This window comes from Psychrobacillus sp. BM2 (genome assembly GCF_048572895.1).
Taxonomy (GTDB): Bacteria; Bacillota; Bacilli; order Bacillales_A; family Planococcaceae; genus Psychrobacillus.
On sequence record NZ_CP183878.1, the window covers coordinates 1,861,843 to 1,885,765 of the forward strand.

A 23,923-nucleotide genomic window follows, 5' to 3' on the forward strand; every position below is an offset into this window, starting at 1 on the left:
AAAGGTAATATCTACTCAGAGTTATTGGGTTTAATTGATAATTGCAATACAAACTAAAGAAGACCACTCATATTGATTGGTCTTCTAATAGTATTTAAAAATAAAATTTCTATGCCTAATTAATTTTAAAGCACCCGGAAACAATTTAAACATTGTCTCCTGGGGCTACATTTAGTGCGCTATTTCCAGTTTTTCTCTATAAATTCATCCCGCCCAGATTGTGCACGATCCTCTTTATAGTGAGTTGGGCTTTTCTTATAGTAGTCTTGATGATATTCTTCCGCTTCAAAAAATGTTTTAGCTTCTCGAATTTCGGTAACAATAGGCTTAGAGAACTTTCCGCTTGCTGCAAGCTGTGCTTTCGATTGTTCCGCAAGCTCTCGTTGTTCATCTGAATGAATAAAAATGGCAGAACGGTAGCTTTCTCCTCGATCTTGGAATTGGCCGCCATCATCGGTAGGGTCTATTTGCTGCCAAAATATTTCTAATAGCTGAGTGTAGGAAAAGATGCTTGAATCAAATTGTATTTCTACAACCTCTAGATGACCAGAATCACCTCTTTTTACGTCTTCATATGTAGGGTTATCTACATGACCACCCATATATCCTGATGTTACTTTATGTATGCCTTCCCAAGTGTCAAATGGTTTTACCATGCACCAAAAACACCCACCTGCAAAAGTGGCTTTTTCTATCATGCTCATTCCTCCTACTTATTTCATTTCATGAAGTTTTACTTTATGTAAAATAGATTTTACCACTTGTTTAGTAGTAGTACAAAAATCTGAAACTTTTCTAAGTTGAAATACGTTATTATTAGGGTATAAAAGGGGAGATTTCAAGATGGAAGAAGAACAACAACAAACTAGAAGACGTCGAAGAAAAAGACGTCCAAGAATCGGACGCATGCTATTTGTTATTTTACTGTTTTTAGCTATTGGAATTGGTATTTATACTATTACTCAATACTCTAAAGGCTATAAATTAGCGGAAACAGTACAAAAAGATCCTGTGGAATTCGAAGGGGACGTACTTAAACAAGGTGAACGTGAAAATATCTTGGTTCTCGGTGTGGATTCTAGAGGGGAAGATAAGTCACGTACAGATACAATGATGATTTTTTCCTGGGATAAAAAAAATAATGATGTGAAAGTTATCTCTTTCATGCGCGATATATATGCCGACATCCCAGGTTATCAATCCTACAAATTAAATACAGCCTTTTACTTAGATGGTGTACAGTTATTGAAAGATACTATTCAAGAAATGTTTGGCTTGCCAATTCATCACTATGCATTAATTGATTTTAACAGTTTCGAATCCCTAGTAGATATAATTGCCCCGAATGGTGTTCCGGTAAATGTAGAGAAGGATATGTCTGAAAAAATTGGTGTCACTCTTTCAAAAGGACAACAGAATCTAAATGGACAAGAATTACTTGGCTATGCGCGTTTCCGTTCGGATGCTGAAGGAGACTTTGGAAGAGTAGGTAGGCAGCAGTTAGTAATGGAGACTTTAAAGGATGAGCTTTTATCCATAGAAAATATTCCGAATTTGCCGAAATTCATTGGTGCCACCGAGGGATATATTCAAACTGATTATTCTCGCTCAGACAAAACAAAACGAGTGTTAGATGCTATCGTGAGTGGTAAGTTAGAAATGGAAAAAATGACAATCCCAGTCGAGGGAACCTATTCATTTAAGAACTATAGTCATGCTGGATCGGTTATTGAACTCGATAAAGAGATGAATAAAGCAGCAATTACAGAGTTTTTAGAAAAATAAGCTGCTTTAAAATTGCCATATTTATTTTTCCTTCGTAAAATAAATATATATAGAAAGGAAGTTTGATAGAAGTGGAGCCAGAAAAACCTTCTTTTTTCTCTACAAGATACATAAAATTTTTAGGTGGACGTAATACAGTCTTTTCATTAGGGCTTTTACTTATGATCGGACTTGTTATTATGATTTATGATGAAATATCCTTTATATTTGTTCCTTTGACGGTATTTCTAGGAAATGTAATATTACCAATAATTTTAGCCGTTATTGTGTATTATTTATTAAGACCGATATTACGTTTACTGGAAAAAATAAAAATTAAACGTGTCTGGGGAATTCTTATTATTTTTCTAGTATTGGTAGGTTTAATAACTTTACTTGTATTTCTTGTCTTTCCATTTTTAAAAGGTCAAGTATTTAAGTTAGTAGAAGAGTTACCTACTTACTTTATCCAGCTATTTAATGACTTAGACCAGTTTTTGCGAACATCTGTTTTCAAGAGTTATTATTTACAAATAGAAAATGATGTTACTTCGGTATTAAGTGGACTTCCTGCTGAGATTGGGGACTTCGTTCAAAATACCGTCACTGGAATTGCAACCGGAATCTCGTCCATTGTGGGAGTTTTAACAAGCTTCGTGTTAGCGATTGTAACTGTTCCATTTATCGTCTTTTATCTTTTAAAAGATGGAGAAAAATTACCTAACTACGTCATGAAGCTATTTCCTCCAAGAATGCGAGATGATTTAAAAGAGGTATTTACTGGTATAGATAGACAAATTAGTTCATATATTCAAGGACAGATTCTAGTTTCTATGTGTATTGGGCTAATGATTTACATTGGATTTACCATTATTCAAATGCCGTATGCACTTTTACTAGGTGTTATAGCGATGGTTACAAGCGTTGTACCATATTTGGGTCCAGTTATAGCTATTACGCCAGCAGCAATCATTGCGCTAGTAAAATCACCATTCATGCTTGTAGGATTAGCAATCGTTTGGACAATTGTACAATTGATAGAAGGTAAGTTTATATCCCCACAAATTATGGGTAAATCATTACATGTTCATCCGATTACTATTATATTTGTCCTTATTACTGCTGGTTCACTATTTGGAGTTCCAGGCGTTATACTAGGGATTCCGGGATATGCAATTATAAAAGTTATCCTTACCCACTTTTATACTTTGTTTAAAAAACGTTATAATAAGTTTGAACCAGTTATTGAAAATCATTATGAGTATACAAATCACAAGGTGGATTGAGTGTAATGGCAAAGAAATTTGAGTCTTCCATAGAGGTAAAATCAATAAAGATAGACACAGTTGTTGATCATCCTTATATTGAACATGGCATTAATCTGTCAGGTACAATTTATATTGATGGTGTCCACGATGAATCGGTTGAAAATATTAAATTAGAGGTATTTAAACTAACAAATGGTGAGTCTCCTAAAATCGTATCAAAGCATTCTATTGAATTAGTAGGAGCAGCCGCATCAAAGGATATGCAAATGATTCCTTTTGAGATTATGCCAGATGAAAGATGGATTCCGGATAATAACGAGGAAGTAACAAAACTCATTTTAAGAACAACAGTGTTATTCGAAAATGGATCTGAATATAATGACGAAGACGAGATATATTTTGATATTGAAGAATGATATTTGAAACTCCAGTCCTGAGCTGGAGTTTTTTCTATTAGAAAATCCCAATAGTAGATAGTTACTTGCTCTCAAGTTTGGTTTATTTGTGAAACGGAAAATTAACCCATTTTCCGTTCGTACTAATGAAACAATTATTTCGTATAAACTCATAAAGGTTGTGCATTCTAATAATAAATTGGGAGGCAACTAACGATGATAAAACAATTATTTTCCATTCTAATTATTTCTTGTTTCATACTTACAGCTTGTGGATCTCAGAGGGATTCCAATGAACCAGCAAACCCAGAGACACAATTAAATGGACAAGACAAAGAAGTTCCTAACACTGGGAATGAAGAAGTAAATGAAGAAAATGATGTAGGAATTCCAAAAACGGATGGTTTCAATGATCCAACTATTGAAAAACCAGATGAAAAATAACGATTGAATTGTATGAATAGTTATGATATTATGTATTTAACTAATTAGAACGGAGGTGAAGAAAGAATGAAAAACGCTATGAATGCACAATTATTTATGTTGGAATTTTTATCCACTTCTTGTGCAATTACTCATGAAATTGCTAACAACGGGACAGGTCTGTCCATTTTTAGCCATTTCAATAGTAATATTCATAGCTGAGAAGTCATTCTTTCGGACCCAATATGGTAGCGGAAAGACTGTGCTTTTTAGACAGTCTTTTTTTGTTGCGAAAAAAAGACATGCTTCCAGCCTATAAAGAATCGAAGGGAAGCGTTCATAATGATATGTACAGTACAAAATATAACTAAAATGCTCGGAGGAAATACAATTTTTAAAGAATTGTCTCTGGAGATTAAAACAGGTGATAGATTAGCCATTGTTGGTAGAAATGGTACCGGTAAAACTACGTTATTCAAATTGCTAGCGGGTAATGAGAATCCTGACGAAGGTTCTATTCACTTTAAGAAAGGCACATCAATTGGTTATTTAGCTCAAATACCTACTTTTTCAGAGGATATTACTGGTCTTGATGTTCTTCATTTTGCTTTTCAAAGCATTACGGACCTTCAAATGAAAATGATCCAGATGGAACAACAAATGGCGACGGATTCTGGAGAGATGGAACGTCTGCTCAAACAATATGGAGAAATTCAGGAACAATTTTCTCTTTTAGGCGGTTACACTATAGAATCTGAAATTGAAAAAGTGGTGCAGGGGCTTCAGCTTGCAAAATTCGTTAACCAATCATTTGATAGTTTGAGTGGTGGGGAACAGACGAAAATAATGCTAGGGAAGATACTGCTATCGAATCCAGATATTTTGTTATTAGATGAGCCAACTAATCATTTAGATATATTTGCAGTTGAATGGCTGGAACAATATCTGATTAACTATTTAGGAACTGTTGTAATCATCTCACATGACAGATATTTCTTAGATCAGGTTGTGACCAAAATTGCAGATTTAGAGGAAGGAGAACTTTCTCTTTATCATGGAAATTATTCTTCTTTTACTTTAGAAAAAGAAGAAAGGTTAATGCGAGAGTTTCAGGAGTATGAAGAGCAGCAGAAAAAGATCAAAAAAATGAAAGAAGCGATAAGACGTCTAAGACAATGGGCAAATGAAGCAGTGCCACCCAATCCAAAGTTATATCGCCAAGCACGTAATATGGAAAGAGCACTAGAGCGAATGGTGAAAGTGAGAAAACCGCTAATTGACCCGAAAAAGATGGAGCTTTCATTTGAATTTGCTGCAAGAAGTGGTAAGGAAGTAGTTATGATGAAAAATGTATACAAATCATTTGGTGAAAAGGTCTTGTTAGAAAATGCGCAGCTTAATGTTTATTGGAAGGATCGAGTTGCGATTGTCGGCCGAAACGGATCTGGAAAGTCCACTATATTAAATCTGTTACGTGGTGAAATGTCCAGTGATAATGGAGAGGCTCGGTTAGGCAGTAATGTCCGAGTAGGTTATTTATCTCAGCATTTTGTAATTCAGGATCCGAAGGCTAGACTTATTGATGTATTTCGCAGTGAGTTGAATCTGTTTGAGGGAGATGCACGCAATATTCTTGCGAGGTTTATGTTTTATGGACCAGAAGTATTCAAAAGGATAGATGATTTAAGTGGAGGAGAGCGAATGAGACTTCGTTTGGCACAGCTCATGCATCAGGATATAAATCTACTGATACTTGATGAGCCGACGAACCATTTGGATATCGATTCCAGAGAAGTACTTGAAGATGCTCTGGCTGATTTTGATGGTACTATTTTAGCTGTATCACATGATCGATATTTTTTGAATAAACTATTTCCGAAAACCGCCTGGTTGGAGCAGGGCCAACTAACAACTTTTGAAGGACCCTATGAGTGGGCTCGAATAAAGTGGGAGGAAATGCAATCTAAGCAAGTGAATATTGAGCTAATAGTGAAAAAAGACAAAGTAGTTCAGTCTGCGAAAAAAATAGATAAAGAACATACGATAGAACAAAAGATTTCTGCGTTAGAACAGGAGGTCTCCATTTTGAAAGAAAATATAGAAATAGAAAGTGACTGGGAAACATACGAAAGGCTAATGGAATCAATCCAGTCAAATGAACAAAAACTGGAAGCATTAATGATGGAATGGTTGGAGTATGAGGGATAATAACTATGCAGAAATTCAAACTTACTAACCAAAAACCTCTATTGAACAGGTTTCCAACTATAAAGATCAAGTCGTAGATACGATTCAGGAATGGCTGCAACTTCAGAGCAAACGGCTACGGCTTGTGAAGAGGTGAGTGCATCATCCAATATACAGCTTCGAGCAATTCAATCGGTAGAGGAAGCATCTGAAACGTTAACAGATATTATTGATAAACTAGCGGATACAGTGAACCGTTTTAAAGTTTAAAAGAAGTTGAATTATTTGAAAACAAATGTTAATATTCTCTAATGAAGCACAATATAATTTAATAACTCTTATCAAGAGAAGCTGAGGGACATGGCCCGCTGAAGCTTCAGCAACCTCTGACCTGTCAGAAAGGTGCTAACTCCTACAAGATAATTTCTTGAAAGATAAGAATGGAGAGCAAAACGTTCACCCTCTTTTCTTATTTTATAGGAAAGAGGGTTTTTGAATTTAAAGGAGGAGTACTACTTGCCAATAAATATTCCAAAACAATTACCAGCAGCTGAACATCTTAAAAAAGAGAAAATATTTATCATGGATATGGACCGTGCAATAACTCAAGATATCAGACCATTAAACATAATTATCGTAAATCTTATGCCTGAAAAAGAGAAAACCGAGCTTCAATTACTACGGTTATTAGGAAATACATCGCTACAAGTAAATGTAACATTTTTACATATGGCAACACATGAATCAAAAAATATTAGTAAAACTCATTTAGATACTTTCTATTCGACGTTCAAGGATATTGAAGATCGAAAATATGATGGAATGATCATCACAGGTGCACCAATAGAACACTTACAATTTGAAGACGTTAATTATTGGAGAGAAATGACTCAAATAATGGACTGGTCCAAAACACATGTGACCTCTGTTTTGCATATTTGTTGGGGGGCGCAGGCAGCTCTTTATCATCATTATGGCATTGGTAAATATGACCTACCTAAAAAATGCTTTGGGGTGTTCAGTCATCGGTTATCCGATCCAACCATAAATTTAGTTCGAGGATTTAATGACGAATTTAATGCACCAGTATCTCGTTACACAGCAGTGTCTTATGACAAGATTAAACAAGACCCTCGACTAATATTGCTTTCCAATTCAGAGGATGCAGGAGTTTTCCTAGTAATATCCAAGGATAAAAAGCATATTATGATTACCGGTCACTTAGAATATGATGCAACTACACTTTCTGACGAATACCAAAGAGATATCGAAAAAGGTGTGGAGATCGATGTGCCAGAAAACTATTTCCCAAACGATGATCCAACAGAAAAACCAATGAATTCATGGCGGTCACATACGCATCTGCTTTTTTCAAATTGGCTGAATTACTATGTGTACCAAGAAACTCCTTATGAATGGGAATAACAAGGCAAAGTTGGTGTGGCTATGAACATTAGGTGGAAAAGGGAGGAAATAATTTTTGAAACAATGTATGAAGCAGATATGTGGGCAGATTCTTTAGCAAATGAAATATACGGGAGAATTTATGATGGATATATTACTGTAGATTACAAAATTGCTTATTCCCTTGCATTTAGATTGGCTTTGATAGGGATTTTTAGAGTCAATACTCAGCACGATGGATTAAATATATATAAAGTATGGGTGACTTCACCAAATAAGTAATTTGAGCTAAGGAGATAAAAAGTAAATTGAATAAGTTTTGTAAATAATAGCACACGCTAAATAGGTGTGCTATTTCTGATGGCATAAAAGTAAGGGATTATAAATTACAATTGAGTGAAAAATTTAAAAGTATAACAGTGTCCATTACCTTAGATTGTGAACAGTTTTTAATTTATTGCCATTTTAATTGACCGGAAGTAAATTCATTCCAAACACCAAATCCTTCTGAATACTTTTTCTCAATAAACATAGGTAATCTTTCTTTCATTCCCTCTGCAAGATTAAGAATCGATAATTTCTCTTTATTTACCCAGAAAATACTGCCTTCATCAGTTATATCTAGCAATTCTCCCCCAAATACTTCTGTTCTATAATTAAAAACAAAAAATTTTTCACCAGTTTCATTATTAAACCAATAAATAACTCCACATGGTTCTAAATTAGAAATAGTTAACCCTGTTTCCTCTTTTACTTCTCTGATAGTGGAATCGATTAGACTTTCCCCATCCTCCACGTGACCACCTGGAAATGAAATGCCTTTCCATGATTTAATTCTATCTTGAACAAGAACTTTGTTATTTTCTTTATCATAAACCATACACATATTTGTTATTGTAACCTTTGACACAAAAATTCCCCCTGAATTTTCCCTTTAATATAATTAATTAAGTTTTTTTCTATTAATATTCCAATACTTATTATACAGAATTTTATTGAACTTTTAGAGTAAAGCATATAAATAACAATAAGAAGAAGCAAATGGAATGTGCAAGCTATAACATCCAGTTATCGAAAATCGCTGTGAGAACATTAGATAGTCAAATATAAATTCCTTGTAACTTTTTAGGTTATTCAAACGAATAATAATTGAATGCATAAATGAAAGGAGAGAAATATGATTGATTTAGATAACTTAGAAGAAAGCATAGGAATAATATACAGACAATATTATTTGGATGTATATAGATTTCTAATTTGTTTTTCAGGAAATCAAAATGATGCTGAAGACTTAACGCAAGAGGTGTTTATTCGTGTCCTGAATAATTTATCTAGCTTTAATAAAGATCATAATTTGAAAACTTGGATTTTTTCCATTGCTAAACACGTAGCAGTGGATGAATATCGGAAGAAAAAATTTACCTCTACCTTTAAAAATGGCTTTTTTTATAAAATAGCATCAGGTGATAAGGAGCCAAATGAACTTATAGAACATATTGAGATTAAAAATTGTGTTCACGGGGCTATCTCAAAATTAAAACCAAATTTTAGAACAGTTGTCATATTAAGAGGTATAAATGAATTTACAATAAAAGAAACTTCCGAAATCCTTCAGTGCAGTGAATCCAAAGTAAAAGTTGATTATCATAGGGCCTTAAAAGAACTTAAAAAGAGCATTTCCATAGATATAGGAGAGGATGTTAAAAATGCATAGTGATAAGGAAATTATTGAGCTTATTAAAACTACCTATCCTCTAAAACCAAATGTTGAATTTGTTGTAAGAACAGAAGAGAAGTTAATCCAAAAAGCAATAGGGATAAATAGAAGCAAGATAATTAAACGGTCATCAAAAGTTTACGGTGGATTAGTATTATGCATTATTGCAATGTCATTGGTTCTCTTTCTTAGTGGTAATGAGACAGCTATCACTTCTCTCAACTCTTCTGAAAAAGTAAGTACACCTCTCATCCTAAAAGATCAAAAGTCTTTAGTTTTTATATACAATTCACATAATTTGGAAGCATTTAAACCAGAATTAAGTATCAATGAATTAAGTGAAGCACATCATGATAAGAAGAACATCAGCTTGGTAGGTGAGAGACTAAGCAAGGAACTAAAAGAAAGAAATATAAGTGCTATTCATGACAAACGAGATATAAGTGGGATATTGAAGGAAAGAGGACTTTCTTCCGATGAATCATATATGATAACCAGAGAATCTCTAGATGATGCTTTGAAAAATAACAAAGGTATTAAAATGGCATTTGATATACACAGAGATTCACTTGAAAGAACCAACACTACAATAAATATAAACGGTAAAGAGTATTCACGTATATTATTTGTAGTCTCTGATTCACATGACAGTTACATGGAAAATCTGGATTTTGCAGAAATTATGCATCAAAAAATAGAAGAAAAATATCCAGGTTTATCAAGAGGAGTAATTCTGAAATCCACTAATAACACCTATAATCAAGACATTTTAAAAGAATCAGTATTATTGAATATAGGTGGAGTTGAAAATACGTTGGAAGAAGAATATAGAACAGTCGAAGTCTTTGCAGATGTAATTAAAGAGATAATTGAAATGAAAAAATAGCCTATAGTATTCTATGCTTGCCAATAAAAATTGTACCACAAATAATTGCTATTCCTGATAATGAAAAAAAGCCAACTTTCAAGAAAGCTGGCTTTTACTATTATCGATTGATTTTATACACGTTGATCAGATATAGTTGCATTATTATTATTAGCTGCACTAAGGGCTACAAGATTATCATATGGTGGTCCAGTAGTTGTACCAGCAAGTAATACAATATCAAACTCATTCATTGAAATACCCCATGAGTTGCCCACAAAAGTAGTAAAGGCTCTATCTACTAAGAATCCACCTTTTGTGTTATAAACTACATTATTGTTTATTTCACCTGTTACATTTGGGTTGATATATATCCCTGTTCGTAATGAGTAGAACGTATTCCCCTCAACAGTAATATTTATACCACCTTGTGGCACTACTGCCCGGTTCACTACCCAGTTTGACATTGGCAATGCTTGAGGTGGCCCAAATATTGTATTATTTAATAATGTTGTATTCGTACCACCGATTTGGATGAATTCCTTCGCATATGGAACATCGCTAGTTATTGTTAACCCGTTAATCGTCGTATCTATTGCTGTTACTAATATGGCGATAATATCAGCTTGGAGGAGTAAGGTTGCTCCAGGTTCACCTAATAAGGTTATTCCCATTTTGTTAACTAAAATTTGGGAAGTGATTGGATATGTGCCACTCAAAATATGCACAGTTCCTCCAGGATTAACAGCTGCAATTCCTTCGGTAATAGTACCAAAAGGATTTGCTATACTACCATTTCCTCCTACTGCTCCTGCGCTAACGTATATATTGTTTGGATCAACAAGCTCATTTATTGCCTCATCGAGGGCTGCTTGGACACTTGCCGTGGTTGGTAAGCCTCCAACGGGTCTAGTATTTAACAGTTCTGCTGCTACTTCATCTTTTTGTGCTTCAGAAAGAGCGTTATAAGCTGTTAAATTTAGCCCTAAACCAGGTTCTTCAATTGCAGCTCGCATTTCAGCTACTGTTTGAGCATTATTTACTGCCTCCAAAAATATATTGGTACCAGAAAATACATAATCTGTTTGTACCTGTGTAATAGTTATTGTGTCATTTGTATTAAGAAGGTTATCTAACTCACTCATTCGAGCTGTTACAAATTTTACGGAACTAAAAAGATCACCTTCATAAATTGTAAAGATTGTTAGTCCGTTTAAAAACATATTTGTGTCGCTACCATAGGTAACACTCTCTGTTTCACCAGGGTCAAGAGTAAATGTTACAGTTCCATCCTGGTTGTATGGAAGATCTCCTTCACGTACAAAGAGAGTAATTTGAAAAGTCGCTAATGTATTATTGATGAATATTTTTTCTGCCATGATTTCTCCTCCTTTCTTCCGCTAGTACGAATACTAGACATAGTAGAAAAACAATATCTCTTTCTCTATTACATAATATGGAGAAAGATAGATTATAAATAGGTCATCTAATCTATCTACAGAGAAATTTTAAGGAGATATGTTTTTTCTGAATAGTTCATTTATAATGAAGAGAGAAAAAATATAAAATGGAGAGGATTATTATGAAAGAGATATCTAATATTCACATTGATTTTATACGAATTGTACGGAATAAATTTTCAGAGTTAATGCAGGATACAGAAAAGGCTATTGTACAGATGGAAGAAGATAAGTTATTTTGGGCACCAAATAATCATTCAAATAGTGTAGATATAATCATCAAGCATATGAGTGGAAATCTGATTTCACGTTGGACGGATTTTTTAACTACTGATGGTGAAAAACCAACTAGAAATAGAGATGGTGAATTTGAAAGTACCATACAAACTCGTGAAGAATTGTTGGAAATTTGGTCAGAAGGTTGCCAAGTATTTTTAGGAGCATTAGATATTATTAAATCAGAAAATTTACTTCAAACAATATATATTAGAAATGAACCACATACTGTCATGGAAGCTGTTATTAGAAGTATTTCTCATACATCCTCCCATGTTGGTCAGGTGATTTACATTGCTAAACAAGTGACTCCTGAAAAAAAATGGACAACTTTATCTATTCCCAAAAAACAAAGTTAAAAGTGGATGCAGAGTATTTTGGAGCTAGTAATAGGAAAAAACGAAGTGAAGCTAGATATAAGGGATGTAACAAGACTTGAAGGAGATCGAATTCAACGTAAAGGAAGCACCGCAATAAGTAGCATTCCTGCAAAGCCAAAAATCGATATATTAGTAGGCGTGGATGATATTTCAAAAGTGGATAAGCTCTATTCAAAGAATTACAAAGATTTAATTGAACCATTTGTAAAAAGTATATTTACAAAACGGATTAACTAGGAGATGGATAGAAATGATAACTAACTTATATTTTGTTCGGCATGCACACTCCATCTATTCAGCGGATGAGTTAAATAGGCCATTGTCAGAGCGAGGAATGGTTGACGCGATGCATATAACTGATTTATTAAAGCGAGAAAATATCGATGTTGTTGTATCGAGTCCTTATAAGCGAGCGTTTCAAACCGTTGAAGGTGTTGCAAAACATTTAGAAAAAGAAGTAGAAATTATGGATGCGTTCAAGGAACGGATTCTTTCCGAACAACCAGTTGCTGATTTCAACGAAGCAATGCATCAAGTGTGGTCTGATTTCGACTTTTCACTTTCGAATGGAGAATCTAATCATATTGCTCAAGCTAGAGGTATCCGTGCAACAAAAGAGATTTTCGAGAAATATAAAGGACAAAATATTGCAATAGGGACGCATGGTAATATAATGGTTTTAATCATGAATTATTTTGATCCATCCTATGATTATAGTTTTTGGAAGCAGCTTGGAATGCCTGACATCTATCAGCTTACTTTTAATGAACAGCAGTTGATAGAGGTGAAGAGAGTGTATAGATAATCGGATATGAAGAGTCTCCTGGCAAAATCACGAAATCTCAGATATAAGAGCATGCAAAAGAGCTTTTCTTATTTCATATTAAAACGGAAAAGGTTAATTGATATAAAGGGACAGTACCTGTTCTTTCAATGATGTCCCCTATTCTTTGCGAATCATTTTTTTAAACCAGCTGCAAAGTAGGGGCCATTAACTGTAATGGTCGTTAGGATACGAGCCATTTCTTGAGGAGACTCTTTACTACCACTTTCCAACCATTGTTGAATTACCCCTATTATTGCAGTTCCCATATAAGCAGCTAAATATTGTCCAGGAACAAGGAAGTTTTCTTCTTTTATAAATGCATTTGGATTATTTCCATAGAGTGTTTCCCACATAAATTCTTTCAATCTAGTTTGAAATGATAAATCCCCTTTTGGACCTAACACAGCTTCCATAAATTCCTTATTTATATTTAAATACTCAAATAATGTAACCGTTAAGGACAATGGTGTCAAAGTTTTAGAGTCAGTTTCAAGCGCGGCAATAACACTTGGAAAGTTTTGTTTTGTAATTCTGGACATATCAAGCATAATTTCCTCTTCACATTTAGCCATTAAATCAAATTTGTCTTGATAATGTGCATAAAATGTACCTCTATTAATTTTTGCCCTAGTTGTTATGTCCTTAACCGTAATTGCTTCAAAACCTTTATCATTTATTAATTCTACTAATGCGTTTCGAATTGATTCTTTTGTCCGAATGACACGTAAATCAGCATTATTATTACGCAAGCAAATTCCTCCTTAATTTTACCCAACACAATTATTAAATGTGTTCCATAACCAACACATTTCCCATTTTTAATTATTGAACAAAACAAATTTCGATTTTATAATTTGAAATGTAATACACAACAGGTTGTTCAATAAGTATTATAACTTAATATCAAGGAGATGATACAGAAAACATATTAACAAAATTATATGTTAAGAGAATTCGACATAAATTTTACTCTTTTTTCACCCCAAGCTGGGGATACTGTTTTTTAGCTATAGGAACTTATGGGTTCCACCAATTAATTTCTAATGAAAGGAAGTAATATAAAATGAACAAATTTCTGGGTCGCCTTGATCTGAAACCGACACATCCTAGTGAGACTAAACCAGGTTTGAACAAAATAGTCATGACTACGACGCATTATGGAAATCAAGAAATAATAATGGAAAAGGATGTTCCCATCAAAATGCGGGATGGGGTCACAATTTACGTCAATGTTTTCCGCCCGAATAAGCCTGGGAAGTTTCCAGTGGTAATGAGCATGGATCCATATAATAAAGATGGCTTACCTCCCTATGATACTTTTCGTCAAGTCTGGCCGACGGTAGGTACTATCGTTACATCTCTTTTTGCACCATTTGAGTCACCTGATCCCGGTTTTTGGGTGCCAAACGATTATATATTGATTAAAATTGCAACGCGGGGTAGTTCAAATTCGGAAGGTGACCTCTATCCATGGACGAAAACGGAGACTCAAGATTATTATGAAGTCATCGAATGGGCTGGCGTTCAAGAGTGGAGCGATGGCAATGTGGGACTAAACGGTGTGTCATATCTGGCCATGACCCAGTGGCGGGTGGCTGCTATGACTCCGCCTCATCTGAAGGCGATCATTCCGTGGGAAGGGACTTCTGATCTTTACCGAGAATGGTACTTTCACGGCGGAATACCGGAAACGGTTTTCTCAGCTGATTTCGAGAAGCTGCAACATGTCAGGTGGCCAAATAACAACATTGAAGAAATGGTAGGGGCGCAAAAAGAACATCCGTTACTCGATGAGCACTGGGAGGAAAGAGAAGTCAATTTGTCCGATATCACGGTACCCATGTTTGTTTGCGCCAGCTGGTCGACCCAAGGTTTGCATTGCCGCGGCACCTTTGAAGGTTTTAAACAGGCTTCATCCAAAGACAAGTGGCTGTTGGTTCATGGCCGCAAAGAATGGGAAACCTACTATTTGCGTGAATCGCTAGAACAACAGAAGGAGTTCTTTGATTATTTCCTAAAAGGCATTGAGAATGATTGGATGGATACGCCTCGGGTACGCTACGAGGTCAGAGAGAAATTCTATAAGGGACACATTCGCAGCGAGAATGAATGGCCAATCGCCCGTACCAAATACATTGAATATTATCTGAATGGCGAAGAAATGTCTCTGAAGCACGCTCCCGTTCAGAAAGAAACCAGACTCGCCTATAAAGCCGAATCCGGTCAGAAAGAAAACAGTGATTTAAGATTTAAATTTACCGCTGACGAGGATATAGAGCTCACCGGAAATATGAAGCTTAAGCTCTGGGTCTCTGCTAACGACACGGATGATATGGATATCTTTGTTGGTATTAAAAAGTACGATAGACGCGGCAATGAAGTGTTCCTGCCCGACTTTAATCATATTGAAAACGGTCAAGTGGCCAATGGATGGCTGAGGGTTTCCCATAGAGAGCTGGATACTGATAGATCTACTCCTTATCAGCCAGTACTTAAACATAAAAGATTATTGAAGCTTAAAAAAGACGAAATTGTACCGGTAGAAATTGAAATATTGCCTTCAAGCATTCTCCTGAAATCTGGAGAAAGTCTGGTGCTGGTCATAAAAGGCAGCGAGATCATAATTGAAGATAATCCATCAGGTAATACAAGACGTTATGGGCATACTGAAACAGTGAATAAGGGAACTCATTCGGTTTATGCCGGCGGAAAGTATGATTCTTTCCTTTTAGTACCAGTGATTCCTAAGAAAGATTAGTGAAATCTGGGTGCCGTCAAGTGTGCAAATTCCCTAGAAGGCCTCAAATGTTCTCTATAGATAATTTAATGTTGCCGTGAGAAGAAAGACGATAGGTATACATCTTTCGGCTGATTACGGCCACTGAAACAACGGAAGTTGAATGACCATTGTCCGAACTATACCGCCCGGACTATTGGTCTTAGAGTAATTAAAACGCTAAGACGGTCATATCCGAAGTCTTAGCGTTTTTTGGCTAAAATGTTGGCGCTTCCCATTAAATAAATGACTATATTTTATCTAAAACGTTTCCTAGGCCAAATATTTTAGCTCTAATCTAATTAGGGGCGTTTTAGAAAGAAGTCCTTCTTTTGATTAATTTTCATCGATCTTTTTAATCCTATAACATAAGCATTTGAGCCTTTCCTTTGGAGTCGGGATTCAAAACGTTACTAACGGTGTGGCAGTTTCAATGCCGTTAAGAAGTGAAGAGACATCTCACAGAAAACGTTTTTTTTACTAACGTAAGACTTAAAATAAATATTAGAAAGGATGATATATAATGTTGATTACTTATAAATCCTCTCATGATGGAATTCTAGAAATAACAGAAAACTTCTACAAAGATAGTTGGATAAATATTACCGCACCTTCAAATGAAGAACTTAAAGAGATATCTCAACTTTGCAATATCCCTATTGAGTTTTTAAAAGATCCGTTAGATTTAGAAGAAAGTGCTCGGATTCAATATGATGTAGATACCAATTGCACATTAATTATTAATGATTTCCCTATTATTGTTAATGACGATCAATTTGATTCTTATATTACAATTCCTATTGGAATAATCTTAGGATCAGATTACATTGTTACGGTTTGTAGTCAATCGGGTAACTTTTTAGAAAATTTAATCAAGAAAAATGTTAACACCTTGATGAAGAGTCGTTTTGCATTAGAGATATTATTTTCAATTTCAACTCAATATATAGAAAAATTAAAACGGCTCAACAAACAACGTCTTAAAATAGAGAGTAATTTACGTGACTCATTAACGAACAAGCAGCTCTACGATCTAATGGAGATTGAAAAAAGTTTAGTTTATTTTCTCACCTCATTAAAGGCTAATGCGGATGTTATAACTAAACTACTTCGTACCAATACCGTAAAGCTATATGAAGATGATAAGGATCTTTTAGAAGATGTGATAATTGAAAATAATCAAGGAATTGAGACCACAGAATTATATACGAGAATTTTGAACAGTATAACGGGGTCGTATTCATCGCTAATATCTAATGAATTGAATAATACAATGAAAACTCTTACATTATTTACAGTTTTTTTAACTCTTCCAACACTTGTATTTAGTTTCTTTGGTATGAATGTTATTTTACCTATTTCTGATAATAATCGATTCTCTTGGATTATTATAATGATAATAGCATTAATTTTTGTTAATTTAATCGGATTGGCACTATGGAGAAGGAGGATCTTCTAGTTTGTTACGTATAAATTAAAAAAGGCAGTCGATTTTAATACAAATCGGGCTGTTTTTTTGTTTCGGGTTTGGTGAAAATTACTGGTAATGGTACAAAAAAATATTTAATCGGAGTTACAATTGGTGCAGCAATAGGAAACGAACTTGAAGTTTTCTATTGGTTTAATAACTCATTCAAAAAGGGATTTCGTTAGCTGAAAAAATACCAATGCTAGAATGAGTCTAAAACTTTAATGATTTAACTGAAAGGCTGGAGAATAAAAGAAAATAAACGAAAGCATATTCAACTAAAGTAGCGATTAACTTAAAGAAGTAGGACATTATGCTTTTCTTGGGACTTTTTGATGGATTAATGACATACCTTCTTAACAGGAGGGATTTTATGTTAAAAAGGATATTCATTATTACTGGAATACTTATAGTGGCAATAGCATCATTAAGCCTGTTAAATAAGCATTCAGATGTTGATACTCCTATTGCCAATAAGGTGGAACCAGAAGCTTTATCTACTAAAGAACAAGAACTGCATTTTTCTATATTGAATTCGGTAACTGAAAAAATTCATGAAAAATATGGGGATTTAGAATTTGCTGTAAGTTCGAACTCGGAGATAGAATTGAAGGTGAAAATTAAAGAGAATGAAGAATATTTTAATTCAGTAAAAAAGGATATTGAGTCCATTGCAACAAATGTAATAAAATCTTCTACCTTAAAGGACTATACAGTTGTTATAGAAAGAATGGATTTATCTTTGACTTCCGAAGAAACTGAAAAAATAAACAAAGAACTTTCACATATAGCATTGAGTTTAATGGAAGGTCTTAAACATAACGACGTATTCGGGAATATAAATACTGAGTATCAAAATGAGAATCAAAAATCCATTACCATTCAAACTTCATTAAAAGGTTCAGATAAAGATGCACATAAGTTAGTATTGGAAATTGAAAAGACAGTGAATGAAATCCTACATTCTAAGGAACTTAATTCTCTATCTAATATTGATTCGTATGAAATTAAAATATTGAATGCCAAAGGGGAAGTAGTAAATTAATCAATTTATTGGCAATGATGGCCCCACTTCTTTAACTCCCATGAAAATTAAAAAACACTCAAAGTTTATAACATTGCATAACAACTCAGATAAATCTTTTTAAAAAAGAGGCTGAGCCTTCAGAATGTTTATATTGAGTTAAAAGGTAAAACAGGACCCACTCCATTCTTCTAAAAATAAAGTCAACGCTGGTGCAGTAACCAGAGTAGGATTAAACTCCCATGAATGCTACTCGTAAAGAGTACGACAGTCTGTGATGCACTGTGGTCGTTGGAGTCAGACTAAAGGATGTGCTGCTCAATGGCACTAGAGTTGATCGACCTTTTTCGCCAACCATATCAATCTATATCCGTTCTGAAACATTTTCCTTCTCTGAGGTGCTGCTTTTATTTGGTTGTATAGGTGGCTAACAGGTGCTTTACTTTAATTAAGAAATTAGATGAGAAAATTAAATGTGAGCCAAAATACAACTTAAAACTACTGGATTAAGGAGGACAAACATGACAAAAGATAAAAAAATACAGCAAATAGTAGATGAGGAACGATATAAAGAAGAAAAGGAAATGACAACGGAGGAATGGAATGCAAAACTTGAAGAAAAAAATAAGGCTAAACCTGGGAAGATGATGGATAAAAAACGAAGGAAAAAACTGCAAGGTAAAGTAATACATGGGACGACACCTGAAGAACGATTTGAAGAAATACACGGCATGACAATAGATGAAAGAAATGCTAAACATGAAGCGAAATTTAAAGAAAAAACAGGAATGACACCGGATGAATGGGTTCTTAATAGATATAAAAATATTACACCAATTGACTTAATTAATGAATATGACGTTGCATCTAAAGCTGATGAAACACTTATAGAAGATTTGCAAGACTTGGGGCTTAATAATGAGGTAATAAATGTCCTGTTGGAATATGTTTTTATTTTTAATGGAATAGGTTTTGTTCAATCATTAGTTTTGGAAATCGGAAAGAATTGGTTGAAGAACGATATACTAACTGTTGAAAAAGCTATTGAATTTATAAGAGAAGAACATAGAAAGCATAACGAGTCGCTTGAAAAATAAATACAAATAATAAAAATTCCTTGTTAAACTCCCATGAAAATTTCAAGAATAAAAAGGACGGTGGCAATGTGGAGTTAATATCGCGAAATATCAAAAAAAATGGAATCGTAATTGTAGCTTTATTGTTTGTTTTGATGTGGGGCATTGCCTTTGCTAATTCTAATAGGACTTATTCTGCATCAGATGTATTAGGAGACCATGCTGATTTAAATGTAGAAAACCCATTTGTAGACATTGAAAGTATTGATAGGGGAACAGAGGATATATTCACATCAATTGAAATTCCAGAAGAAACTCAACAAGCACTTATAGAGGCTATTAAAAACGCAAAATTTAAAAGAGGAACAGATGGTTTAATAGATTACGATTACCGAGTCAATATTACATTAAATACAGGATATACAATGTGGGTTGATTCGGATAAACAATTACTAAGTGTCATTGATATGCACGAATACTATACAATTGAAAATGATAGTGATTTCTTTGAGATTTTAAAGAATGCCGCGGAATAGTAAGGTTGAATTATGAATTTTCATTAATGCCTTCAACGTTTGCGGCGAAAAGCCTTCTATTTGTTTTTTGGCTTCAAACGAAAACCATGCTTTTGACAGTAACAATTCCATCTCCCCAAAAATAGCAATATTAAAGGGATTATTGCCAACTTAATAGAATTATAGACATAATGAGTATTTTTATAGCGTAGCAGTTTAGGTGAATAAAATCAGTATATTAGGAGGGATTTTTTTGTGGTAAATAATTCATTTCGCAAGTTTCTTGATTCGTATCTACATGTTTGGAGAACCTCGTCATTAACAGACATGAAAAATATAATTTCCAAGGATTATAAAGCAAGAGAGATTTTAGGTGGTGAATTAGTAGACTTTGGTTATGAAGAGTCGATGACTGGCTGGGAACAAGGCTTTAATTTCGCAAAAGAAAAAGAAAATAAATGGGATTTAATTGAAATTTCAATAGTTCCTTTACGAGAAGGTGAAGTTATGGCAATCCTGTCTGCTACATTAGTTATTGGTGGAAAGAAGTTAGAGAATGTTAGCATATTTTTTCAAACGTTTAAAAAACAAGAAAACGATGAATGGAAGTTGATTAGAAGTTACATAGAAACAGGAATTCCTTATGAAAACGTTAAAAAAATAGAATTCAACTAGTGGGTGTTTTACTTCAAGAAGGAGTAAATCCTTTTTTTTTTCAAATAAAGCCGTAGTTTAGTTGAATAAATTTTTAAATGGAACATTTACTTAAATTTGGAACTTCTATTTGGTTCAAACGTAAACAAGGTAAAAGGGTAGTTTAGTTCAATTTAAATATGGCGGAACAGTCATTGATTTGTTTAATATGAGCAAGTGCATTAGGGAAAACAAGAAAGGTATAGTATTGGTCCTAGTCCAACTAACGGTGTATAAGTTTACAGATTTATAAAGTAAAAGGAGTGTTTCTTTTGTCAAAACTGTTTGTAATTGCGTTAATCAGTGTAGTCTTTATTATTGTTTATCATTTATTAACGAAAAACAAAAAGAAACTTACAATGATTCGAAATGAATGGGAGACTGGAGAGTTTATCCCACTAAATTTTGATTTTAATTCTATTTCATCTTACTGGTCTAATCGGAAAAAAAACACAAAGAATTACGATGGTGTAGATCAGCTGACTTGGGACGATTTGGGTATGAATGATGTTTTCAAAAAGCTCAATTACACACAATCTACTGTTGGATCAGAATATTTATTTAATCAGCTTAGGGATATCAATCTATCAGAAAAACAAAATGATGAGGAGCTTTATAGATTAATTGCAAAGGATCAGCAATTAAGAGAAGAAATCCTATTAATCCTCTCAAGACTTGGAAAACAAAATTATACCAATTCTTCTTCTTTTATTTACGATCTTAAAGATAATAAAATAAAATACGCATATTTATATGTTATTTTCTCGTTATTGCCTGTTGCTTCCATTCTTTTAATGTTTATCAGTTTTAAGATTGGAATAGCAAGTCTTTTAGCATCGCTTTGTATTAATACATTCATTTATTACCGAAATAAAATGAAGTTAGAAAATGATCTTTATTCTGTTGGGTTTGTAGCAGCTATTATAAATACAGGAAAGTGTATAGCTAATCTTAGGCATCCAAAACTTTTTATACATATAAAAGATCTTAAAAAAAGTGTTCAACCTATTAAAAAAGTAATCACTTTTAATAAGATAACTTCGCTTGGAAGTGGCAGTGGTGGAGAGTTCGATGTATTATTTGAATACTTACGCATTCTCTTTTTATTGGATTTTATTTCATATAATAATATTATTAAAACAATTTCCACATATCAAAAAGAATATTCTAAAGTCTGGACAATTATTGGGAAAATGGATGCGGCCATAGCGATAGCATTTTATCGTAAATCAATGGGGACATACTGTACACCTACTTTTACTGATAAAGAAGAGCTGTTTTTCGAGAATATGGCCCATCCCCTTATAGAGAAGCCAGTTTCAAATACATCTAGCCTCGGAAAGTGTACGCTCGTCACAGGCTCTAATGCCTCAGGGAAATCAACATACATTAAAGCAATCGCCATTAATGCAATTTTAGCACAGACAATTAACACTGTAATTGCTGAAAGTTGGACTATGAAGCCGAGTTATATCGTAACGTCTATGGCTATTCAGGATAACGTGTTAAATGGGGATAGTTATTATATTGCAGAGATAAAATCCCTTAACCGTATTATTCAACTTATAGAAGAAGGAAAACCATGCATATCATTTATTGATGAAATATTAAAAGGTACAAATACAATCGAACGAATTGCTGCATCTGCAGCAATAATGGAATGGCTTTCTTTAAATAGTGGAATGAATGTCATAGCATCACATGATATTGAACTAACAGAAATAGCCGAAAGTATGTATGCGAATTATCATTTCAGGGAAACAATCGAAAATGGAGAGGTACGATTCGATTATAAAATACATTCAGGACCTTCCAAGTCGAGGAACGCCATCAAATTACTCGAAATGCTTAGGTATCCAAAAAGTATAACAAATAGATCGAATAGTTTAGCACAAAACTTTACCAAGAAACGCAAATGGGATGTATTTAATGTTGGGAATATGGTGGGAAAATCTTTTCTATAATCAAAAGAGGCAAAAAAAAAGTCTTCATATTAATCAATTTTATTGAATATGTTGTTAGATTTAAAACTAGAGAATATAAATGAATATATCAAAATGAAATTAAATTTCTTGCTTTCTTACAAAAGATATTACGAACAGAAATCAAGATTATCAAGTATTTCTTTCTGGCGATTATAACCTTTGATTAGTTTTTCTTCATTAATCATTGAATTGATTACGCTGACCTTTTTAGGTGACACGAAAAAGTAATCCACCTACTTAGTAGAAAAAGACAAAGATTATAGGTTTATTAGATTAGAAGATTTAGTTCAAGAAGAGAATGAGAGTTTTTATGTCGCATTAAACTAATATTGTGCTTTCAAGTGTTAAACAAGGGTGGGGTTTGCAAATATCTTTAATCCCCTTATTAACTTTATTAAATTCTTGTGGTATTAGGTTTTTTAAAAAAGTTTGAAATCAATAACAAAGCAATTCCTATACAGATATAAATAAGAGCCAAGGATTCGTTTGGTATAAGAGAATTGTATTCTAATGTACCGAGCCTTGTTTCAAGACCAGAAATAAAAAATATGAATCCTAACCATCCTATGACTTTTCCTAATAGATTATGTGTTTTTATAGCCAAAACCTCCAGAATATTTTCCTAATATATAAAATTTGGTGTACACGATATTTTCTTCCTTATATATGTTTTAAGTCACAGTACGACACATAATGTGTAATAAAAGAGAAGTGTGTTGGTCAAATAAATCAAGACATGACATAGTTTATATGACTAATATGCTATGTCCTTTAATTTATTTAGCTTTTTCTTAATTTAGGTCTTGATAAACCTAGGCTCGGATGGATTATTTAAGCTACCTTGCTGATACCCTTTACGAGAATCAGTCTATATTACCGATTGGATGCTACTAACATCCGGTAGGTAATTTATTGTATACCTGTATTTCCTTTATTATACCAACTATCCGGAAGGGAATTGATGGGGTAGTTGTTCGCAACATCATTTCTTCTTTTATCGTTACATGCTTGTTTGTTCAATCAAAATCAAAGTCATTTTCTTGTTCTATTTTTATTATACTCCCCGTTCTAGCATGGACTTCCACTTCAAAAATCTTGTTGTTTTGTGTCATGATGAACACTTCGTATACAAGAATGCCATCCTCCATATCCAAGTCCACGTTTACAATTTGACCGGGAACTGTCTGTACTGCTACATTCATTGCTTGTTTGTTCTATAGTGATCCGTTGTCCATTCATTGGATTTACCACTGATTAAAACCCTCCTTGTCATGATATAACCTAAGTTATGCAAATAAGCTGTTAAATTTTAAAAAATATTTGACAATTGAAAGTATTCCTACTATCATAATAGTTAACTTTTATGTTCGGATAAAGGGTAGAAGATGCTAAGAGTAGTGTCGCCTAAGAACAGATGAGCT

Annotated in this window: 26 protein-coding genes and 1 riboswitch; of the genes, 21 read left to right on the forward strand and 5 right to left on the reverse strand. The window is 33.7% G+C overall.

The genetic code is table 11. The annotated features are described in order from the left end of the window. Window positions 1–179 precede the first annotated feature (179 nt). Window positions 180–698, reverse strand: coding sequence for a peptide-methionine (S)-S-oxide reductase MsrA (gene msrA, locus ACN6MX_RS08835; RefSeq protein WP_419962248.1), 519 nt, complete (start codon window positions 696–698; stop codon window positions 180–182). 145 nt (window positions 699–843) lie between these two features. Here msrA and ACN6MX_RS08840 point away from each other — a divergent pair, with 145 nt between their 5' ends. From ACN6MX_RS08840 to ACN6MX_RS08880, 9 genes are all read left to right on the forward strand, one after another. Then, window positions 844–1,785: an LCP family protein gene (locus ACN6MX_RS08840; RefSeq protein ID WP_419962249.1), complete on the forward strand. Its 942-nt coding sequence runs from the start codon at window positions 844–846 to the stop codon at window positions 1,783–1,785. 71 nt (window positions 1,786–1,856) lie between these two features. After that, window positions 1,857–3,050 (forward strand): AI-2E family transporter, encoded by a 1,194-nt coding sequence (locus ACN6MX_RS08845; protein WP_419962250.1) that lies wholly within the window; start codon window positions 1,857–1,859, stop codon window positions 3,048–3,050. Between the two features lie 5 nt (window positions 3,051–3,055). After that, complete coding sequence (locus ACN6MX_RS08850) at window positions 3,056–3,448, forward strand: sporulation protein (protein ID WP_419962251.1); 393 nt, start codon at window positions 3,056–3,058, stop codon at window positions 3,446–3,448. A gap of 195 nt (window positions 3,449–3,643) precedes the next feature. Further along, window positions 3,644–3,871, forward strand: coding sequence for a hypothetical protein (locus tag ACN6MX_RS08855; RefSeq protein ID WP_419962252.1), 228 nt, complete (start codon window positions 3,644–3,646; stop codon window positions 3,869–3,871). A gap of 66 nt (window positions 3,872–3,937) precedes the next feature. Further along, window positions 3,938–4,072 carry an RAxF-45 family protein gene (locus tag ACN6MX_RS08860; protein WP_419962253.1) on the forward strand — a complete coding sequence of 45 codons (135 nt, stop codon included), beginning with the start codon at window positions 3,938–3,940 and terminating at the stop codon, window positions 4,070–4,072. Between the two features lie 120 nt (window positions 4,073–4,192). Further along, window positions 4,193–6,058: a ribosomal protection-like ABC-F family protein gene (abc-f, locus tag ACN6MX_RS08865; RefSeq protein WP_419962254.1), complete on the forward strand. Its 1,866-nt coding sequence runs from the start codon at window positions 4,193–4,195 to the stop codon at window positions 6,056–6,058. A gap of 90 nt (window positions 6,059–6,148) precedes the next feature. Then, complete coding sequence (locus ACN6MX_RS08870; RefSeq protein ID WP_419962255.1) at window positions 6,149–6,307, forward strand: hypothetical protein; 159 nt, start codon at window positions 6,149–6,151, stop codon at window positions 6,305–6,307. Between the two features lie 65 nt (window positions 6,308–6,372). Continuing rightward, a riboswitch (SAM riboswitch) is annotated at window positions 6,373–6,478 on the forward strand. 75 nt (window positions 6,479–6,553) lie between these two features. After that, window positions 6,554–7,462 carry a homoserine O-acetyltransferase MetA gene (gene metA / locus ACN6MX_RS08875; RefSeq protein ID WP_419962256.1) on the forward strand — a complete coding sequence of 303 codons (909 nt, stop codon included), beginning with the start codon at window positions 6,554–6,556 and terminating at the stop codon, window positions 7,460–7,462. Window positions 7,463–7,483: 21 nt separating this feature from the next. Beyond that, complete coding sequence (locus ACN6MX_RS08880) at window positions 7,484–7,723, forward strand: hypothetical protein (RefSeq protein ID WP_419962257.1); 240 nt, start codon at window positions 7,484–7,486, stop codon at window positions 7,721–7,723. A gap of 172 nt (window positions 7,724–7,895) precedes the next feature. On the opposite strand, the gene ACN6MX_RS08885 is transcribed toward ACN6MX_RS08880, so the two are convergent. Then, entirely contained in the window at window positions 7,896–8,351 is a 456-nt protein-coding gene (locus ACN6MX_RS08885; RefSeq protein WP_419962258.1) for an 8-oxo-dGTP diphosphatase, read from the reverse strand. Between the two features lie 267 nt (window positions 8,352–8,618). Here ACN6MX_RS08885 and ACN6MX_RS08890 point away from each other — a divergent pair, with 267 nt between their 5' ends. Together ACN6MX_RS08890 and spoIIP are read left to right on the forward strand one after the other, a co-directional pair. Continuing rightward, a complete protein-coding gene (locus tag ACN6MX_RS08890) occupies window positions 8,619–9,155 on the forward strand; it encodes an RNA polymerase sigma factor (RefSeq protein WP_419962259.1) in 537 nt (178 codons plus the stop codon). Beyond that, complete coding sequence (gene spoIIP / locus ACN6MX_RS08895) at window positions 9,148–10,044, forward strand: stage II sporulation protein P (RefSeq protein WP_419962260.1); 897 nt, start codon at window positions 9,148–9,150, stop codon at window positions 10,042–10,044. Before ACN6MX_RS08890 ends, spoIIP begins: the two co-directional genes overlap by 8 nt. Window positions 10,045–10,157: 113 nt before the next feature. Here the strand turns inward: spoIIP and ACN6MX_RS08900 are convergent, their stop codons facing one another. After that, window positions 10,158–11,402: a hypothetical protein gene (locus ACN6MX_RS08900; protein ID WP_419962261.1), complete on the reverse strand. Its 1,245-nt coding sequence runs from the start codon at window positions 11,400–11,402 to the stop codon at window positions 10,158–10,160. Between the two features lie 203 nt (window positions 11,403–11,605). On the opposite strand from ACN6MX_RS08900, the gene ACN6MX_RS08905 reads away from it, so the two are divergent. Genes ACN6MX_RS08905 through ACN6MX_RS08915 form a run of 3 tightly spaced genes read left to right on the forward strand, consistent with a single transcriptional unit; the run spans window position 11,606 to window position 12,944 of the window. Continuing rightward, on the forward strand, window positions 11,606–12,118 hold the full coding sequence (locus tag ACN6MX_RS08905) for a DUF1572 family protein (protein ID WP_419962262.1): 513 nt from the start codon (window positions 11,606–11,608) through the stop codon (window positions 12,116–12,118). Between the two features lie 18 nt (window positions 12,119–12,136). Further along, window positions 12,137–12,376 carry a GrpB family protein gene (locus ACN6MX_RS08910; protein ID WP_419962263.1) on the forward strand — a complete coding sequence of 80 codons (240 nt, stop codon included), beginning with the start codon at window positions 12,137–12,139 and terminating at the stop codon, window positions 12,374–12,376. Between the two features lie 16 nt (window positions 12,377–12,392). Beyond that, complete coding sequence (locus ACN6MX_RS08915) at window positions 12,393–12,944, forward strand: histidine phosphatase family protein (RefSeq protein WP_419962589.1); 552 nt, start codon at window positions 12,393–12,395, stop codon at window positions 12,942–12,944. Between the two features lie 152 nt (window positions 12,945–13,096). Here the strand turns inward: ACN6MX_RS08915 and ACN6MX_RS08920 are convergent, their stop codons facing one another. Beyond that, entirely contained in the window at window positions 13,097–13,714 is a 618-nt protein-coding gene (locus ACN6MX_RS08920) for a TetR/AcrR family transcriptional regulator (RefSeq protein ID WP_419962264.1), read from the reverse strand. Window positions 13,715–14,028: 314 nt separating this feature from the next. Here ACN6MX_RS08920 and ACN6MX_RS08925 point away from each other — a divergent pair, with 314 nt between their 5' ends. The 7 genes from ACN6MX_RS08925 (at window position 14,029) to ACN6MX_RS08955 (ending at window position 22,481) form a co-directional block, all read left to right on the forward strand. After that, window positions 14,029–15,723, forward strand: a complete 1,695-nt coding sequence (locus tag ACN6MX_RS08925) for a CocE/NonD family hydrolase (protein ID WP_419962265.1) — start codon at window positions 14,029–14,031, stop codon at window positions 15,721–15,723. A 541-nt stretch (window positions 15,724–16,264) separates the two neighbouring features. Next, complete coding sequence (locus ACN6MX_RS08930) at window positions 16,265–17,200, forward strand: magnesium transporter CorA family protein (RefSeq protein ID WP_419962266.1); 936 nt, start codon at window positions 16,265–16,267, stop codon at window positions 17,198–17,200. 382 nt (window positions 17,201–17,582) lie between these two features. Beyond that, window positions 17,583–18,254 carry a hypothetical protein gene (locus ACN6MX_RS08935; protein WP_419962267.1) on the forward strand — a complete coding sequence of 224 codons (672 nt, stop codon included), beginning with the start codon at window positions 17,583–17,585 and terminating at the stop codon, window positions 18,252–18,254. A gap of 500 nt (window positions 18,255–18,754) precedes the next feature. Then, on the forward strand, window positions 18,755–19,330 hold the full coding sequence (locus ACN6MX_RS08940) for a DnaD domain protein (RefSeq protein ID WP_419962268.1): 576 nt from the start codon (window positions 18,755–18,757) through the stop codon (window positions 19,328–19,330). A 68-nt stretch (window positions 19,331–19,398) separates the two neighbouring features. After that, window positions 19,399–19,845 (forward strand): hypothetical protein, encoded by a 447-nt coding sequence (locus ACN6MX_RS08945; protein ID WP_419962269.1) that lies wholly within the window; start codon window positions 19,399–19,401, stop codon window positions 19,843–19,845. Between the two features lie 234 nt (window positions 19,846–20,079). Beyond that, window positions 20,080–20,499 carry a flavoprotein gene (locus tag ACN6MX_RS08950; RefSeq protein ID WP_419962270.1) on the forward strand — a complete coding sequence of 140 codons (420 nt, stop codon included), beginning with the start codon at window positions 20,080–20,082 and terminating at the stop codon, window positions 20,497–20,499. Window positions 20,500–20,789: 290 nt separating this feature from the next. Then, window positions 20,790–22,481, forward strand: a complete 1,692-nt coding sequence (locus ACN6MX_RS08955) for a MutS-related protein (protein ID WP_419962271.1) — start codon at window positions 20,790–20,792, stop codon at window positions 22,479–22,481. A 1,037-nt stretch (window positions 22,482–23,518) separates the two neighbouring features. Here ACN6MX_RS08955 and ACN6MX_RS08960 read toward each other — a convergent pair. Further along, on the reverse strand, window positions 23,519–23,704 hold the full coding sequence (locus ACN6MX_RS08960; protein ID WP_419962272.1) for a PepSY domain-containing protein: 186 nt from the start codon (window positions 23,702–23,704) through the stop codon (window positions 23,519–23,521). Window positions 23,705–23,923 lie beyond the last annotated feature (219 nt).